This window comes from Polaromonas sp. CG_23.6, assembly GCF_029892315.1.
Taxonomy (GTDB): domain Bacteria; phylum Pseudomonadota; class Gammaproteobacteria; order Burkholderiales; family Burkholderiaceae_C; genus Polaromonas.
On record NZ_JARXUY010000001.1, the window covers coordinates 1,960,308 to 1,976,344 of the forward strand.

A 16,037-nucleotide genomic window follows, 5' to 3' on the forward strand; every position below is an offset into this window, starting at 1 on the left:
GTGAAGCGAGTTTGCGCCGACCCCCGTTTTTTTGGGGCAGCGCAGGTCGCCCGAAGCGCAGCGCAGGGACCCGGACAGCCGGGTCGCCTTTTCTTTGGTGACTTTATTTTGGCGAAGCAAAAGAAAGTTACTTGCCGCCGGGCAACCCCCGGCCAGCAGGCCCACGCAGCGTAAACCCAGCCTCAAATCAACCCCAAACCAAGCCAAGGACGAAGCCCCAAATCCACTATCAATTAAAGAGCTGCCAGCGCAAGCAGGATATGCGCAAACCGCATAAAAAGCATGAAAATCAGGCAACAGCAGCATCCACCCGCTCCTTGCGCCCAAACCGCCGCCCCAGCCGGTCAAACGCCAGATAGATAACGGGCGTCGTGAACAGCGTCAACACCTGGCTGACGATCAAACCGCCAAAAATCGCCAGTCCCAGCGGCCGCCGCAACTCCGCCCCCTCGCCAAACCCCAGCATCAACGGCACCGCCGCAAACAGCGCCGCCAGCGTCGTCATCAAAATCGGCCGAAAGCGCAGCAGCGCCGCCTGGTGAATCGCCTCCTGCGGCGACTTGCCCTCGTTGCGCTCGGCGTCAATCGCAAAGTCGATCATCATGATGGCGTTCTTTTTTACAATGCCAATCAACAAAATGATGCCGATGATGCCAATCACTCCCAGGGGAGAGCCGCTCAGCATCAGCATCAGCAGCGCCCCCACGCCCGCCGATGGCAGCGTCGAGAGAATCGTCATCGGGTGCACATAGCTTTCATACAGCACGCCCAGCACGATGTACACGCAAACCACCGCCGCCAAAATCAGCCACAACTGGCTGGAAAGCGACGACTGGTAAGCCCCCGCCGCGCCCAAAAACGTCATCGTCACGCTCGACGGCAGGGCGATGTCCCTGGCCGCCTGCCGGATCTCGTCGACCGCCTTGCCGAGCGACACGCCAGGCGCGGTGTCAAAGCCCAGCGTCGTTGCCGGGAACTGGGCGACGTGGGTGATCTGCAGCGGCGCGGGCTGCTCGGAAATGGTGGCAATCGACGCTAGAGGCGTGGTCGTGCCCGCACTGGTTTTCAAAGGCAGGTTGCCCAGCGATGCCGGCGTGGCACGCGCATCCGGCAGCGCTTCGAGAATCACCCGGTACTGGTTGGTTTCGGTGAAGATCGTCGAGACAATGCGCTGGCCAAACGCGTTGTACAGCGCATCGTCAATCACCGAAGCGGAAATGCCCAGGCGCGACGCCGTGTCGCGGTCCACGTTGATGAAAGCCGCCGTGCCCTGCGCGCCGGCGTCCGACACCACATTGCGCAGGCTGGTGGACAGCGCCATGCGCTCGGCCAGCTGGTTGGCCCACTGCACCACCACGGCGTTGCTCGCGCCTTCCATCGACACGCGGAACTGCGTCGGACCGGTCTCGGCGTCAATCGTCAGATCCTGCGTCGGCTGCAGGTACAGCGTCACGCCGGCGACCTGGCTGGCGCGCTGGCGCAGCCGGTCCATGGTTTCCTGCTGGCTGCCGATGCGCTCTTTTTTCAGGTTGATCAGCATGCGGCCGGTGTGCAGCATGGTGTTGTTGGCCGCATCGACGCCGATGAAGGAACTCAGCGCCTCAACGTCCGGGTCCTTCAAAATCTCGCGCGCCGCTGCCTGCTGCAGCTCCGACATGCGCGCATACGACACCGACAGGGCGGTTTCGACGCGCGCCTGCAACTGGCCGGTGTCCTGCGTCGGGAACAGGCCTTTGGGAATCAAGACATACAGCAGCACGGTCAGCACCAAGGTCGCCAGCGCCACCACCAGCGACGCGCCCTGGTGCCTGAGCACCCAGGTGAGCGACTGGTCGTAGCGGACGATGACGTTGTCAAAGAAGCGCTGAAAGCGTGCGCCGATGGAGTTGTCCTGGCGGTTTTCAACCTTTTTGGGTTCTGCTTTCAGCCAGCGCGCTGACATCATCGGCACCAAAGTCAGCGAAACGACGGCCGAAATCAAGATCGTGATGGCCAGCGTGATGGCGAATTCACGGAACAGCCGGCCGACCACGTCGCCCATGAACAGCAGCGGAATCAGCACGGCAATCAGCGACACGGTCAGCGAGATGATCGTGAAGCCAATCTGCTTCGCGCCCTTGAGCGCGGCGAGCATCGGCTTTTCGCCTTCCTCGATGTAGCGCGAGATGTTCTCGATCATGACGATGGCGTCATCCACCACGAAGCCGGTGGCAATCGTCAATGCCATCAGGCTCAGGTTGTTCAGGCTGTAGCCGAGCAAATACATTGCGCCGCAGGTGCCGATGAGCGAGATCGGCACCGACAGGCTGGCGATCACCGTGGCGCGCAGGTTGTGCAAAAAGGCAAAGATCACCAGCACCACCATCAGCACCGCCAGCAGCAACTCGATCTCGACATGCAGCACCGAAGCCCGGATGCCGGTGGTGCGGTCGCTCAGCACATCGACGCGCATCGAGGTTGGCAGGCCGGCCTGCAACTCGGGCAGGCGCGCCTTGATGGCGTCCACCGTGGCAATCACATTCGCGCCGGGTTGGCGCTGAACATTTAAAATAATAGCGGGAACCATCCGCTGGCCCGGCGTTCCGAGGCAATCTTCCTGATTTTTTAAGGCCGCAGGAGCATTCGGTGTGCAGGCGATGCTGGCCCAGGCGCCCAGCTGGGTGTTCTCGGCGCTTTCGACCACCCGCGCCACGTCGGACACCCGCACCGCCGCGCCGTTGCGGTAGGCAATGATGAGCTTTTGGTAGTCCTGCGCAGCCAGCAACTGGTCATTGGAGTTGATCGAATACGAGCGCGTCGGGCCGTCGATGCTGCCTTTTGCGCCATTGGCGTTGGCGGCGCTGATCGCCGTGCGCAGCGCGTCGAGCCCCAGGCCATACGAGGCCAGCGCCCGGGTGTCGGCCTGGATGCGCACGGCCGGGCGCTGGCCGCCGCTGAGGGCCACCAGCCCGACACCGCTCACCTGGCTGATCTTCAGCGCCAGCCGGGTGTTGACGATGTTCTGCACCTCGGTCAGCGGCAGCGTGTCGGAGGTGATGGCCAGCGTGAGCACCGGCGCATCGGCGGGATTGACCTTGGCATACACCGGCGGCGCCGGCAGGTCGGCCGGCAGCAGCGAGCCGCTGGCGTTGATGGCCGCCTGCACCTGCTGCTCGGCAACGTCCAGTGCCAGCCCCAGTCCGAACTGCAATGTGACGATGGACACGCCCGCCGTGCTGGTCGAGCTCATGCGGGACAGGCCGGCCATCTGGCCCAGCTGGCGCTCCAGCGGCGCGGTGACGGTTTGCGCCATCACTTCGGGGCTGGCGCCGGGGTAGAGCGTCTGGACCTGGATGGTCGGGTAGTCGACCTGCGGCAGCGCCGACAGCGGCAGCAGCCTGAAGCCGACCAGGCCCGCCAGCACGATGGCCAGCATCAAGAGCGCGGTGGCCACCGGCCGCATGATGAAGGGCCGGGACGGGCTCAGCGTCGAGGCGGGCGCGTTGTCGCCAAAGGCGGCCGAAGGCCCAATGTCATCCCGCTGGCCGTCAGGTCCGCCATCGCCGGGGGGAACATCCGGCGCACTGGCTGGCGCGCGCGGGTTCATGCGCCCTCGGCTTGAGACGCGCGGCGGCGGCGTGGTGCGCTGGCCGCGCCCGAAGCCGGCAGGGTCGCTGGCGTTGCTGCATCGCCAGCGGCTGACGCGCCCGGCCGGGCGCCGTCGGCGGGTGCGCCCGGACGCTGTCGCTTGCCGGCACCTGCACCGTTCATGCCCCTGGGGTTGTCGCCGGGCAGCACCACCGGCGCGCCGTCCTTGAGCCGGTCGGCGCCTTCGGTGATGACCTGCTCGCCCGCCTTCAGGCCCGAGGCAATCTGTATCTTGTCGGCCGTGGCCTGGCCGCGCTGGACCGGCCGCAGGCTGACCGTGCGCTCGGCCGCATTCACCACATAGACATAATCGCCGGCATTGCCATGGCGCAGCGCCGCCACCGGCACCGTGACAGCGTTTTCAATGGTTCGCAGCTCCAGTTGCACATTGACGAACTGGCTTGGAAACAGCGCCAGCTGGGCGTTGGCAAAGCGCGCCTTGGCCTTGACCGTGCCGGTCTGCACATCGACCTGGTTGTCCAGCGAGGTGAACACGCCGGTGTCCAGCGCACTGGAGCGTGTCCGGTCAAGCGCCGTGACCTTCATCGACCGGCCGGACACGGCAGACTGCTGCAACTCCCCTGCGCGGTCTTGCGGAACGGCGAATACCACGTCAATCGGGGTGACCTGCGTGATCAGGGCAATGCCGTTGGCGTCGCTGCTGCTGACCACATTGCCGACATCCACCGTGCGCAAGCCGACACGTCCGCTGATGGGCGCGACGACGCGGGCATAGCCCAGGTTGAGCCGGGCGACGCCTTCGTTGGCCTTGTCGATCATCACCGTGCCTTCAAGCTGCCTGACCAGCGCGGCCTGGGTGTCGACTTCCTGCCGCGCAATCGAGTCCTGCTTGAGCAGCGTCTGAAAACGCGTCAGCGTGACGCGGGCGCTGGCCAATTGCGCCTCGTCACGCTGGCGCTGGCCGCTGGCCTGCATCAGCGCCAGCTCGAACTGGCGCGGGTCGATGGTGGCCATCAGCTCGCCTGCGCGCACCATCTGGCCTTCCTTGAACAGCACCTTTTCCATCACCCCTGACACCTGTGGCCGAACCTTGACGGTGGCCTGCGGCGTAACGGTGCCCAGTGCATCCAGAATGACCGGAATAGAGGTGCTTTCGGCGGTCGCCACGCCAACGGTGGTGGCCGGTGCGCCACGCCGCCCGCCTGCCGCACCGGCCTCTGGCGTATCGGGATGCGTCAGGTGCCAGGCCAGCCAGCCAGTGCCGGCCAGCACCGCCACCGCCAGCACGCTGCCAATCAGGCGTGCGCGGCGGCTCATGCGTTTGACGGGAGGGGTGTTGCTGTGGATGGGCGGGGATTCAACACGGGTATCCATCAGCGGTCCTTTTGCATGCGGCGACAAGTCGCTGGCGGCGGTATTTTTATTTCTACAGGAAGGAGGGCGCCCTGTCCGGCCCTGGCGAATGGCCCGGGCGCCTCTGGCAGGTCATGCGCTGGATAATTATCCCTGCAAGCCTCCGGGCGCAGGTGTCGCGCTGGAAATAGGCCGGTAAATGTCCGGTAAAGCAAAAGCTGTAAAAAAGCCGCTCCGCAGTCACCACAGGCGCTTGCCAGGATGGCGGCCGTGCGGTCCTTAAAATCAGGCCTCAGCCATCAGCCAAAGACTGCCCAGTGACCCATTTCACCCAATCGATTTCATCCCGTCTGCATGTCTGCCAGGCCGATTACCGCAATCCGGTCCACGCCGACGCGCTGGTCCATCTGCTCGACGCCTATGCGCAGGACCCGGCCGGTGGCGGCGAAGCCCTGAGCGCGTTTTCCAAGGCCAACCTGGTGAAAGAACTCGCCGCGCGGCCGCAGGCCTTCAGCGTGCTGGCGTTTTCAGGCGATGAGGGCGGTGAGGGCGGTCAGCCCATCGGGCTGGTCAACTGCATCGAAGGCTTTTCGACCTTTGCCTGCCGGCCGCTGGTCAATGTTCACGATGTGGCGGTGCTTGCCAGCCACCGGGGCCAGCGGGTGGGTGAGCAGATGCTGGCATTGGTGGAGGAAATTTCCCGCAAGCGCGGCGCCTGCAAGCTGACGCTCGAAGTGCTGCAGGGCAATGCCAGCGCTGTCCGGCTGTATGAACGCGTTGGCTTTGCCGGCTACCAGCTCGATCCGGCCATGGGGCAGGCGCAGTTTTTTCAGAAGTGGCTGAGCTGAGGGCGCAAAAACAGCCAGCTGCCGTTTGTTTTTGTTCCGAACGCCGGCGCCGCCTGAAAAGATATCCTGCAGTCCAGGCTCAAACCTCGCCTGTGAACTCGCCCCGAGCGGGATAGTTCTTGCTGATGGCAAAGTCCATCGCACCCAGCAAGTCCTGAAACTGTGGCCGGGCAAAAGGCATGGTCTGCACAGCGCCGTAATACAGCGTGCCATCGGGACGCACGATAAACACACCCGGCTCGCTGAACACGGCTGGCTCATCAATGCCGATGGACGTTTTTCCCAGCGAGGCGCTGAGGTACAAACCCCACTCGCGGGCGGCGCGCAGGCTCAAGCCGTAGCCCAGCTTCAACCCGTTGGCGCTGACCTTGGCCGCCATTTGCCCGGCACGGTCTTCGTCGTCGCTGCTGATGGCCACGACCTGCACGCCGCGCGCCGCGAACTCGGGCACCAGGCGTTCCAGTTCCAGCAGGTATTTGGCACAAATAGGGCAATGCAGCCCACGGTAAAACACCAGCAGGTCAAACTTGTCTCCGGGTTGCGCACCCAGCACAAAACGGCCTCCTGTCGTCAAGGCCACGTTGAGGGCCGGCACGGGGTAACGGGGCATAAGGGCTGAACTGCGCATGAAGATTTCCTGGGTTGATGGACGGAAACGGAAAGGAACAGGCATTGTTATGTACCCTGTGCAAAAATTGGTTCATAAAATATTGCCTTGCGTACAAAAATGAATATGCCTGTCAAACCTGACCGCCTTTCGGCCCTGCTGCGTGGCTTGGCACCGCGCGTCGAAATGTCCACCGTATTGCCGCAAAAAGATGGCGCCGCTGATGTGCACTTTGCCGCCTGCGGGGTGCCGATGCTTTATCTGCATGTCATCAGCAACGGCATGGCGCAACTGCTAAGAACGGGCGCAGCACCGGCCACCGCCCTGCAGGCCAGTGCGCCTGCTTTTTTGATTTGCCGTGGTGACCAGGCGCACGACCTCGTGCCGAGGGACGGCAATGCGCAAGCGCCGCTGATATCGGCCAGGGTGTTTCTGGAAGGGCCGGTGGCGCCCTTGCTGCTGGCCGAATTTGTCCAGCCCCGGGCTGTGCCGCTGGCAGCGGAAGAGTCCTTGCTGCAGCATCTGCTGGCGCTGGTGCGCAGCGAGGTGCGCGAGCCGCGCTGCGGCCAGGGGGCGCTGATCAATCGCGTCGGCGAAATTATTTTTATTGCCTTGCTGCGCCATCTGGTGGCACATCCTGCCGCGCATGGCGGCTTGTTTAACGGACTGGCCGATCCGCGCATTGCCAGCGCGCTGGTGGCCATGCACGATGCGCCGCAAAACGACTGGACGCTGCACTCCCTGGCGCAGCACGCAGGCATGTCACGAACTGCGTTTGCCGTGCGCTTTCGGGACACCATGAACAGCCCTCCGGGCAAATACCTGAATACGTTGCGGCTGCAGATTGCACAACGCGCGGTCCAATCGGGCCAGGGCCTCAAGGCGGCGGCCAGTGCCTCGGGTTTTTCCAACGTGTCAGCCTTGTCTCGCGTGCTCTCGAAAGCGCGGACGCTTTCCCGGCCCCGGGCCCAGGCAGACGCATGAAGGAATTGCCGCAAAAAACGCCTTCAGAAGTGAAGCGATTTCAGGCCCGGCGGCATGCTGCCGGGCTTGCAGGCAGGCTTCATGGGTAAAATGCATCGATGCAAAGATTCATTGCCACGCTTTCCACGTTCCGGGTTTCCTACCCTGGCAGCGGGTTGCCGCGTGGCTATTTTTGCTCGGTGACACCGCCCTGAGTCGTCACCCTGGGCGCAAATCGTCCCGATGTTCACCGAGTCAGGCCGCTTTTCGCGGGTCCTGCCTGATTTTCCATTTCCCTTTGACTCACGGTTGTCCGGTCATGCCTGACGCCGCTTTTATCCATTGAAAACAATTTACGCATCCCTCCGCCAAGACTGGTTTTCCAATATCCGGGGCGATTTGCTGGCCGGTCTGGTGGTCGCGCTGGCCCTGATTCCCGAAGCCATCGCCTTTTCCATCATCGCCGGGGTCGATCCCAAGGTCGGCCTGTATGCGTCGTTCAGCATCGCCGTGATCATCGCCTTCACCGGCGGCCGTCCCGGCATGATTTCGGGCGCCACCGGCGCCATGGCGCTGGTGATGGTGCTGCTGGTCAAGCAGCATGGTTTGCAATACCTGCTGGCCGCCACCGTGCTGACCGGTGTGCTGCAGATCGTGGCCGGCTTGCTCAAGCTGGGCGCGCTGATGCGTTTTGTCTCGCGCTCGGTCATCACCGGCTTTGTCAATGCGCTGGCCATTCTGATCTTCATGGCGCAGCTGCCGGAACTCACCAACGTCAGCTGGGTGGTGTATGCAATGACGGCGGCGGGCCTGGCCATCATTTACGGCTTTCCCTACATCACCCGGGCGGTGCCGTCACCGCTGGTCACCATCGTCGTGCTGACCGGCGTGGCCATGCTGCTCAAGCTGGACATTCGTAACGTGGGCGACATGGGCCAGCTGCCCGACAGTCTGCCGGTCTTTTTACTGCCCGATGTGCCTTTGACGCTGGAAACGCTCCAGATCATCTTTCCGTATGCCCTCACGCTGGCGACCGTCGGCTTGCTGGAGTCGATGATGACCGCTTCGATTGTTGACGAGCTGACCGACACCCCCAGCAACAAGAACCGCGAATGCGTCGGGCAGGGCGTCGCAAACATCGCCACCGGTTTCATCGGCGGCATGGCCGGCTGCGCCATGATTGGCCAGTCGGTGATCAACGTGAAATCGGGCGGTCGCGGGCGCCTGTCTGCGCTGGTCTCAGGGCTTGCGCTGCTGGTCCTGATCGTGTTCCTTGGCCCCTGGGTCAAGCAGATTCCGATGGCAGCGCTGGTGGCGGTGATGATCATGGTCAGCATCGGCACCTTCAGCTGGGACTCGATCCGCAACTTGCGCCAGCACCCGCCCAGTTCAACAATCGTGATGATCGCCACCGTGGTCATTACCGTGTCCACGCATGACCTGGCCAAGGGTGTGTTTGTCGGCGTGCTGCTGTCGGGAATTTTCTTTGCACACAAGGTCGGCAAGGTGCTGCGCATCGACCGCCGCCTGGATGCCGAGGGCCGCCTGCGCACCTACAGCGTGGTGGGACAGGTGTTCTTTGCCTCGTCGGAAACCTTCATCAACAGCTTTGATTTCAGGGAAGCGGTGCAAAAAGTTTGCATCGACGTGAGCCGCGCCCACTTCTGGGACATCACGGCGGTCGGCGCGCTGGACAAAGTGGTGCTCAAATTCAAGCGCGAAGGCACCGAGGTGGAGGTGCTCGGCCTTGACAAAGCCAGTACGACGATGATGGACCGCTTTGCGGTTCACGACAAACCCGGTGCTGTTGAAAAACTCATGCACTGACGGCATCATCCACATTAACGGGACAAAAGGAACACTCCATGAACAAGGTTTATGCCTGCATCGACGGTCTGGACAACACCGCTTGCGTGATCGACTGGGCCGCCTGGTCGGCGCAGCGGCTGGGTACACCCCTGGACCTGCTGCATGTGCTGGAGCGCGCCGATCGGCCGCTGCTGAGCGACTTCAGTGGGTCCATCGGGTTGGGCGCGCAGGAGGCGCTGCTTGAAGAACTGAGCGTGCTCGATGCCCAGCGCGCCAAGGTGGCGCTCGAAGCGGGCAAGCGGATGCTGGCCGATGCCCAGACGCGCGCCACGGCGGCCGGCGTGGCGTCCGTTGATGTGCGCCTGCGCCATGGCGAACTGCTCGACAACGTGCTTGAAATGGAGCCGGACGCGCGCCTGTTTGTGCTGGGCGAGCACTACCGTGCCAGCGATACATCGATGATTCACCTTGACCACCATGTTGAGCGCGTGATCCGTTCGGTGAAACGCCCGGTGCTGGTGGTCACGGGGGCACCATTTACGCCGCCCACGCGGGTTGTCATCGCCTTTGACGGCAGCCCGACGTCGCGCACGACTGTCGAGACCGTGGCGCGCAGCCCGATGCTCAAGGGCCTGCCGGTGATTGTGGCGATGGCGGGCGACGACACCATGCAGGCGCAACGCCAGCTTGAGGAAGCCTGTCACTCGCTGGCGACGGCGGGTTTTGAGGCGTCGATAGCGCTGCTGCCCGGCGAGCCGGAAGACGTGCTGCCAGCCTTTGTCAAGGCGCGGGGTGCCTCGCTGCTGGTGATGGGCGCCTATGGCCATTCGCGCATTCGCCAGTTGATCGTCGGCAGCACGACGACCACGCTGCTGCGGCTCAGCGAGGTGCCGGTGCTGATCCTGCGCTGACGAGTGAAAACCTTTTTCCTGTTCCTGGCGACCGCGCTGGCCGAGATCGTCGGCTGCTACCTGCCCTACCTGTGGCTGGTCAGGCAGGCGTCGATCTGGCTGCTGGTTCCGGCGGCTTTCAGCCTGGCGCTGTTCGCCTGGCTGCTGACGCTGCACGAAGCCGCCGCCGGGCGGGTGTATGCCGCGTATGGCGGGGTTTACATCAGCGTGGCGCTGGCCTGGCTGTGGGCGGTGGACGGTGTGCGCCCGACGGCCTGGGACGTGGCCGGCGTCGCCCTGAGCCTGACCGGCATGGGGCTGATCATGTACCAGCCAAAATAAGTTGCCGCACAGGCTCAGGGCAATGCTTTGGCAACCGCCGGCAACTTGAACGCCGCAAAGCCCTGCAGGCCGTTTCAGCAAGCCAGTGGCCGTTCATGCCGGCAATCACAAGCCCAGGCGTATTGCCAGCGCAGCCAGCGTCACCAGCAACACGGGAACGGTCAGCACGATACCGACCTTGAAATAGTAGCCCCAGGTGATGATCGTGCCTTTGCGCGCCAGCACATGCAGCCACAGCAGGGTGGCCAGACTGCCAATCGGGGTGATCTTGGGCCCCAGGTCGCAGCCGATCACATTGGCATACACCATTGCCTCCTTCACCACCCCGGCGGCACTGCTGGCATAGATGGACAAGGCAACCACCAGCACCGTTGGCATGTTGTTCATCACCGAGGACAGCAAAGCCGCCAGCAGGCCGGTGCCGAAGGCCGCGCCCCAAACCCCGCCTTGCGCAAACAGGTTCAGCAACGAAGCGATTTCGCCTGCCAGGCCGGCGTTGCGCAGGCCGTACACCACCAGGTACATGCCCAGGGAAAAAACCACGATCTGCCAGGGTGCGCCCCGCACCACCTTGCGTGTCGAAATGACCTGGCCCCGCCCGGCGACGACCAGCAACACCAGCGCACCGCTTACGGCCACCGCACTGACCGGCACGCCCAGGGGTTCCAGCCCAAAAAAGCCGACCAGCAGCAGCGCCAGCACAACCCAGCCAGCCCTGAAGGTGGTGGCGTCGCGTATAGCGTCTTGCGGCGGTCTGATCTGCGCCGTGTCGTAGCGCACCGGAATGCTGCCCCAGAAGTACCGCATCAGCATTCCCAGGCTGGCGGCAATCGCGGCCAGGTTGACCCAGCCCATGACCGATGCGTAACGGTCAAAGCCGATGTTGAAAAAATCGGCTGAAACAATGTTGACCAGGTTGGACACCACCAGCGGCAGGCTGGCGGTGTCTGCAATGAAACCGGCTGCCATCACGAACGCCAGCGTCGCCCCGGCGCTGAAACCGAGTGCCAGCAGCAGCGAAATCACGATGGGCGTGAGGATCAGTGCCGCGCCGTCATTGGTAAACAGGGCCGACACCGCAGCGCCCAGCAGCACGATCAGCGCAAACAGCAGCCGGCCGTTTCCTTTTCCCCAGCGCGCCACATGCAGCGCGGCCCACTCGAAAAAACCCGATTCGTCGAGCAGCAGGCTGATGATGATGATGGCGATGAAGGTGGCGGTGGCGTTCCAGACGATAAGCCAGACCGTCGTGATGTCGCTCACCTGTACAGCGCCCGTCAGCAGCGCAAGCACTGCCCCGAGCGAGGCGCTCCAGCCAATTCCGAGGCCGCGTGGTTGCCAGATGACAAGAATCAGGGTGAAGATGAAGATGAGCAGGGCAGTGAGCATGTCGGGCAGGTTTTATGAATCTTGTGGCGGGGTTCAGTGCTTGATCAGGACGGGTTCAAATCGCAGGCTTTGCTTTGCAGCAGGATCGTTCGGGTTTTTTTAGTGGGCAGGCTGACCCGCAGGGTCAGCCTTCGGTGCATGAAAAGTATTTGCTATGAAATAAATAGCTGATTAAGCTCGCCGCCATTGCGAAAATGGCTGAAATACCTTGAAAAATCAGCAAACAAGCGCTGTAACGGGGCTGCAAGCCTGGCCTTCGCAGCAATGCTCGGTCAGGTAGGCCAGCAACGCATTCATGTGGCCGATGTCGGCGCGGTAGATCAGGTGGCGGCCGCGCGGCTCGCTGCTGACCAGGCCGGAATGCGCCAGCTCCTTGAGGTGAAACGACAGCGCGCTCGGTGCCACGGCCAGTTGTTCGGCCATCACGCCGGGCGTCAGCCCGCCCGGACCGGCCACCACCAGGGTCCGGAACACCCGCAGGCGCTGTGCCTGTGCCAGTGCGGCCAGCGCCTTGACGGCGGACAACTCGTCGAGAGGTGAAAGTTCAGTCTGTGTAATCGTTTCCATGTTTCAAATATAATTGAACAATTGAAACATTGCAATTTTTCAATTGTGCAAGCGTCTTTTAATTTCAACAGGAGTATCCAAACCATGGCGGACATCACCATTTACCACAATCCGAACTGCGGCACGTCGCGCAATGTGCTGGCGCTGATCCGCAACACCGGCGTTGAGCCTGTGGTCATCGAGTACCTGCAAACGCCCCCGACGCGTGCAAAGCTGCTCGAGCTGATCGCGCAGATGGCGGTTCCCGTCCGTGAAGTGATGCGGCACAAGGAAACGCTGTATGAAGCGCTGACGCTGGCCAACCCGGGCCTTGACGACAACGCGCTCGTCGATGCGATGCTGGCCCACCCCATCCTGATCAACCGGCCCATTGTGGTGACACCGCTGGGCACCCGGCTTTGCCGTCCGTCAGAAGCGGTGCTCGACATCCTGCCGCTGCCACAGCGTGCCGCCTTCCGCAAGGAAGATGGCGAAGTGCTGGTCAATGAACATGGAGAGCGTGTTGCCGGCCGCTAAACCTTTCATCCATGACCTACCGAACATCGACAGCGCACAGTTTGACGCGCCCGCCAGTGTTCTCCTGCAGCCACAAGCCCTCAGCACGCATGCGCCGCGCATTTTGCTGCTCTACGGATCGGTGCGCGAACGTTCCTACAGCCGGCTGCTCAGCGAGGAGGCCGCACGCATACTGAATGCAATGGGTGCCGAAACCCGCACCTTTGACCCGCGCGGCCTGCCGCTGCCCGACGACGTGCCCGATACCCATCCGAAGGTGCAGGAGTTGCGCCAGCTGGCGCAATGGGCCGAAGGCATGGTCTGGACATCGCCTGAACGCCATGGCGCGATGACCGGCGTCATGAAAGCGCAGATCGACTGGATTCCACTGGCAGACGGCGCGATGCGGCCGACGCAGGGCAAGACGCTGGCGGTGATGCAGGTGTCGGGCGGCTCGCAGTCGTTCAATGCCGTCAACCAACTGCGCGTGCTCGGCCGCTGGATGCGCATGCTGACGATTCCCAACCAGTCGTCTGTCGCCAAGGCTTTCCTCGAATTTGACGAGGCCGGTCGCATGAAGCCTTCGAGCTATTACGACCGCGTGGTCGATGTCATGGAAGAACTCGTCAAGTTCACCCTGCTGACCCGGGGCGTGTCGTCGTACCTGACGGACCGCTACAGCGAGCGCTGCGAAAGTGCCGAAGCGCTGTCAAAACGGGTGAACCAGCGTTCGCTCTAGCCAGCACGCCGAAAAATACATCAAATCGACTTCTGTCGCATACTTGGCGAGCGATTGCAGCTCTTGATTCAATAGCGCCCGGTGCGCTGGGTCTGCGCCGTTTCAGCTGTCACGCAACTGCCACAGAACTGACATGGCGACGTCACGCACAGCGCCCAGAATTGCGCCATGACCGCTTGAAGGAGCATGCCATGGCCATCGATCTGAACCTTGCCGGCGAGCCCGGACCCACCGCAGGCCGCTTTGACGGCGTCCCTCCTCACGACCTCGACCGGCAGCGGCTGCGCATTCTTCGCTGCACCGCTCACGCCATGGCCAGCAGCCCCGGCGGTCTGCGCTTCAAGCCGGGCACCCGGCCGTGGCTTGAAGGCCTGCCCTCAGCGCCAGGCAGCGGCCAAGGCCGGCATAAGGGCGCCAGACTGCAGCCTGCCGCGTGTTGAATTGCCGCCTGTTTCAAGCCCCGTCTCCGGGGCTTTTTCACATCCCGCACGCCCCACACCCAGGAGCCGGCCAGGTGTTGTGTGATCGACCGGACAACCAGGAAGACGCCATGAAAGAACTGCCCATTCCAACCTTTGCGTTTTCGCCGGTCGCAACGCCCCAAAGGTCGCTTCATCCGGGCGTTCATGCGCTTGCTCCAGTTCAGCGGCCAGGGAAAATTTTGGTCAGTTGGGCGCGGCACCAGGATGAAGTCCGGGAAGCGCAGCGGTTGAGGTACCAGGTGTTCGCGCTGGAAATGGGTGCAACCCTGCCCAAAACGCTGGCCGGCCACGACGTCGACCTGTTCGATGACTACTGCGAGCATCTGCTGGTGCGCGACGCGGCCAGCGCGCAGGTCATTGGCACGTACCGGGTGCTGACGCCTACCCAGGCCAGGCGCGTCGGCGGCACCTACAGCGACACTGAATTCGACCTGGGGCGGTTGTGGTTTTTGCGCGAGCGCATGGTCGAGCTGGGCCGCAGTTGCGTGCACGCCGACCACCGCCACGGCGGCGTGATTTTGGCGTTGTGGGGCGCGCTGGCCGAGTTCATGGGGCGCAACCGGCTGGACACCATGATGGGCTGCGCCAGCATTCCGATGCAGCACCAGGGCGTTCCGGGTGGGCATGCGGCCGCCAGCATCTGGCGCCAGGTCCGGCAGACGCATCTGGCCGGGATTGAATTCCGGGTCACGCCACGCCTGCCCCTGCCAGTGGAGCATCTGGACGATTCTCTGGTGGTCGAGCCGCCAGCCCTGATCAAGGGTTACCTGCGCCTGGGGGCCCGGGTGCTGGGCTCGCCGGCGTGGGATCCGGACTTCAACTCGGCCGATCTGCCGATGATGATGCGACTCCCAGACCTGCCAGCGCGCTATCTCAGGCATTTTTCCGCCAATGCGGCCGGGACCTGATACCGCTCAGTTCACCATCACCAGTTTGCCTTTGACGGCACGCGAGCCCATGCGCGCATAGGCGGCCTTCAGGTCCGCCATGGGCAGGGTGCCGTCGATCACCGGCTTGATCTTGCCTTGCGCATACCACTGAGCCAGTTCGGCCATTGCGGCTGCGTTGGCCTTGGGCTCGTTCTTGGCAAAACCGCCCCAGAACACACCGACGATGGACGCACCCTTGAGCAGCGTCAGGTTCAGCGGCAGCGCCGGAATGCTGCCTGCCGCGAAGCCGACCACCAGGTAGCGCCCGCGCCAGGCAATCGAGCGAAAGGCCGGCTCGGCCAGGTCGCCGCCCACCGGGTCGTAGATCACGTCAGGGCCTTTGCCGCCGGTCAACAGCTTGAGGGCTTCGCGCAGGTCCTGCGTGCTGTAGTTGATGGTGGCATCGGCGCCGATGGACCGGCACAACTCGCATTTTTCATCGCTTGACGCGGCGGCAATGACACGCGCCCCCAGTGCCTTGGCAATCTGGATGGCCGACGTGCCGACGCCGCCAGCCGCGCCCAGCACCAGCACGGTTTCGCCGGGCTTGAGTTGCGCCCGGTCGGCCAGCGCATGGTGCGAGGTGGCGTAGATCATGATGAAGGCCGCGGCATCGACAAAGGGAAAACCTTCAGGCAGGGGCATGCACTGCGCGGCCAGTGCAATGGTGTGCGTGGCAAAGCCGCCGGTGCCTGACAGGCAGGCGACATGTTGGCCAACCGTGATGTGCGTCACGCCGTCGCCCACGGCCTGCACCACGCCGGCATATTCCGAGCCCGGAACGAAAGGCAGCGGCGGCTTCATCTGGTACTTGTTCTGCACAATCAGCAGGTCGGGGAAATTCAGGCTCGCCGCCTTGATTTCGATCAGCACCTCGCCGGCCTGGGGTTTGGGCGTGGGCAGTTCGGTCCAGGTCAGGGCGTCAACGCCGGTGGGATTTTCACAAAGCCAGGCATGCATGGACAGGTCTCCAGAAATGAAAGGGTAAAAGCCGGGTGGGCGCTGCTTGGGCGGCCCGGCAAAAAGGTCAAGCTGT

The 16,037-nt window shown here is 63.3% G+C and carries 15 protein-coding genes; 9 read left to right on the forward strand and 6 right to left on the reverse strand.

Annotation, left to right across the window (positions count from 1 at the left end; all coding sequences use genetic code 11):
- Positions 1-289: 289 nt before the first annotated feature.
- Positions 290-3,466 carry an efflux RND transporter permease subunit gene (locus H4V98_RS09265; RefSeq protein WP_280757849.1) on the reverse strand — a complete coding sequence of 1,059 codons (3,177 nt, stop codon included), beginning with the start codon at positions 3,464-3,466 and terminating at the stop codon, positions 290-292.
- A 116-nt stretch (positions 3,467-3,582) separates the two neighbouring features.
- Positions 3,583-4,962, reverse strand: coding sequence for an efflux RND transporter periplasmic adaptor subunit (locus H4V98_RS09270; RefSeq protein WP_196862764.1), 1,380 nt, complete (start codon positions 4,960-4,962; stop codon positions 3,583-3,585).
- 296 nt (positions 4,963-5,258) lie between these two features.
- Between H4V98_RS09270 and H4V98_RS09275 the strand changes: the two genes are divergently transcribed.
- On the forward strand, positions 5,259-5,789 hold the full coding sequence (locus H4V98_RS09275; RefSeq protein ID WP_280757465.1) for a GNAT family N-acetyltransferase: 531 nt from the start codon (positions 5,259-5,261) through the stop codon (positions 5,787-5,789).
- A 79-nt stretch (positions 5,790-5,868) separates the two neighbouring features.
- On the opposite strand, the gene H4V98_RS09280 is transcribed toward H4V98_RS09275, so the two are convergent.
- A complete protein-coding gene (locus H4V98_RS09280) occupies positions 5,869-6,417 on the reverse strand; it encodes a peroxiredoxin-like family protein (protein ID WP_196862763.1) in 549 nt (182 codons plus the stop codon).
- A 105-nt stretch (positions 6,418-6,522) separates the two neighbouring features.
- Here H4V98_RS09280 and H4V98_RS09285 point away from each other — a divergent pair, with 105 nt between their 5' ends.
- The 4 genes from H4V98_RS09285 (at position 6,523) to H4V98_RS09300 (ending at position 10,400) form a co-directional block, all read left to right on the forward strand.
- Positions 6,523-7,380: a cupin domain-containing protein gene (locus H4V98_RS09285; protein WP_280757466.1), complete on the forward strand. Its 858-nt coding sequence runs from the start codon at positions 6,523-6,525 to the stop codon at positions 7,378-7,380.
- Between the two features lie 330 nt (positions 7,381-7,710).
- Complete coding sequence (locus H4V98_RS09290; RefSeq protein ID WP_196862922.1) at positions 7,711-9,186, forward strand: SulP family inorganic anion transporter; 1,476 nt, start codon at positions 7,711-7,713, stop codon at positions 9,184-9,186.
- Positions 9,187-9,224: 38 nt separating this feature from the next.
- Entirely contained in the window at positions 9,225-10,079 is an 855-nt protein-coding gene (locus tag H4V98_RS09295) for a universal stress protein (RefSeq protein ID WP_196862761.1), read from the forward strand.
- Between the two features lie 3 nt (positions 10,080-10,082).
- Complete coding sequence (locus tag H4V98_RS09300; RefSeq protein ID WP_196862760.1) at positions 10,083-10,400, forward strand: YnfA family protein; 318 nt, start codon at positions 10,083-10,085, stop codon at positions 10,398-10,400.
- 105 nt (positions 10,401-10,505) lie between these two features.
- On the opposite strand, the gene H4V98_RS09305 is transcribed toward H4V98_RS09300, so the two are convergent.
- Positions 10,506-11,789, reverse strand: a complete 1,284-nt coding sequence (locus H4V98_RS09305; RefSeq protein WP_280757467.1) for an arsenic transporter — start codon at positions 11,787-11,789, stop codon at positions 10,506-10,508.
- Positions 11,790-12,005: 216 nt separating this feature from the next.
- Positions 12,006-12,356, reverse strand: coding sequence for a helix-turn-helix transcriptional regulator (locus H4V98_RS09310; protein WP_196862758.1), 351 nt, complete (start codon positions 12,354-12,356; stop codon positions 12,006-12,008).
- A gap of 84 nt (positions 12,357-12,440) precedes the next feature.
- Here H4V98_RS09310 and arsC point away from each other — a divergent pair, with 84 nt between their 5' ends.
- The 4 genes from arsC to H4V98_RS09330 all read left to right on the forward strand — a co-directional run bounded on the left by arsC (position 12,441) and on the right by H4V98_RS09330 (position 14,980).
- A complete protein-coding gene (gene arsC, locus H4V98_RS09315) occupies positions 12,441-12,872 on the forward strand; it encodes an arsenate reductase (glutaredoxin) (RefSeq protein WP_196862757.1) in 432 nt (143 codons plus the stop codon).
- Positions 12,847-13,590: an arsenical resistance protein ArsH gene (gene arsH, locus H4V98_RS09320; RefSeq protein WP_196862921.1), complete on the forward strand. Its 744-nt coding sequence runs from the start codon at positions 12,847-12,849 to the stop codon at positions 13,588-13,590. The genes arsC and arsH overlap by 26 nt, the downstream gene beginning before the upstream one ends.
- Before the next feature lie 191 nt (positions 13,591-13,781).
- Positions 13,782-14,030 carry a hypothetical protein gene (locus H4V98_RS09325; RefSeq protein WP_196862756.1) on the forward strand — a complete coding sequence of 83 codons (249 nt, stop codon included), beginning with the start codon at positions 13,782-13,784 and terminating at the stop codon, positions 14,028-14,030.
- 110 nt (positions 14,031-14,140) lie between these two features.
- A complete protein-coding gene (locus tag H4V98_RS09330; protein WP_196862755.1) occupies positions 14,141-14,980 on the forward strand; it encodes a GNAT family N-acyltransferase in 840 nt (279 codons plus the stop codon).
- Positions 14,981-14,986: 6 nt separating this feature from the next.
- Here H4V98_RS09330 and H4V98_RS09335 read toward each other — a convergent pair whose 3' ends face one another.
- Complete coding sequence (locus H4V98_RS09335) at positions 14,987-15,961, reverse strand: NADPH:quinone oxidoreductase family protein (protein WP_196862754.1); 975 nt, start codon at positions 15,959-15,961, stop codon at positions 14,987-14,989.
- Positions 15,962-16,037 lie beyond the last annotated feature (76 nt).

What these genes read in the sequence shown, in the direction of transcription:
- H4V98_RS09270 (WP_196862764.1), bottom strand. Translation starts at nt 4,962, where the DNA reads ATGGATACCCGTGTTGAATCCCCGCCCATCCACAGCAACACCCCTCCC.
- H4V98_RS09280 (WP_196862763.1), bottom strand. Translation starts at nt 6,417, where the DNA reads ATGCGCAGTTCAGCCCTTATGCCCCGTTACCCCGTGCCGGCCCTCAAC.
- H4V98_RS09285 (WP_280757466.1), top strand. Translation starts at nt 6,523, where the DNA reads ATGCCTGTCAAACCTGACCGCCTTTCGGCCCTGCTGCGTGGCTTGGCA.
- H4V98_RS09295 (WP_196862761.1), top strand. Translation starts at nt 9,225, where the DNA reads ATGAACAAGGTTTATGCCTGCATCGACGGTCTGGACAACACCGCTTGC.
- H4V98_RS09305 (WP_280757467.1), bottom strand. Translation starts at nt 11,789, where the DNA reads ATGCTCACTGCCCTGCTCATCTTCATCTTCACCCTGATTCTTGTCATC.
- H4V98_RS09310 (WP_196862758.1), bottom strand. Translation starts at nt 12,356, where the DNA reads ATGGAAACGATTACACAGACTGAACTTTCACCTCTCGACGAGTTGTCC.
- arsC (WP_196862757.1), top strand. Translation starts at nt 12,441, where the DNA reads ATGGCGGACATCACCATTTACCACAATCCGAACTGCGGCACGTCGCGC.
- arsH (WP_196862921.1), top strand. Translation starts at nt 12,847, where the DNA reads ATGGAGAGCGTGTTGCCGGCCGCTAAACCTTTCATCCATGACCTACCG.
- H4V98_RS09325 (WP_196862756.1), top strand. Translation starts at nt 13,782, where the DNA reads ATGGCCATCGATCTGAACCTTGCCGGCGAGCCCGGACCCACCGCAGGC.
- H4V98_RS09330 (WP_196862755.1), top strand. Translation starts at nt 14,141, where the DNA reads ATGAAAGAACTGCCCATTCCAACCTTTGCGTTTTCGCCGGTCGCAACG.
- H4V98_RS09335 (WP_196862754.1), bottom strand. Translation starts at nt 15,961, where the DNA reads ATGCATGCCTGGCTTTGTGAAAATCCCACCGGCGTTGACGCCCTGACC.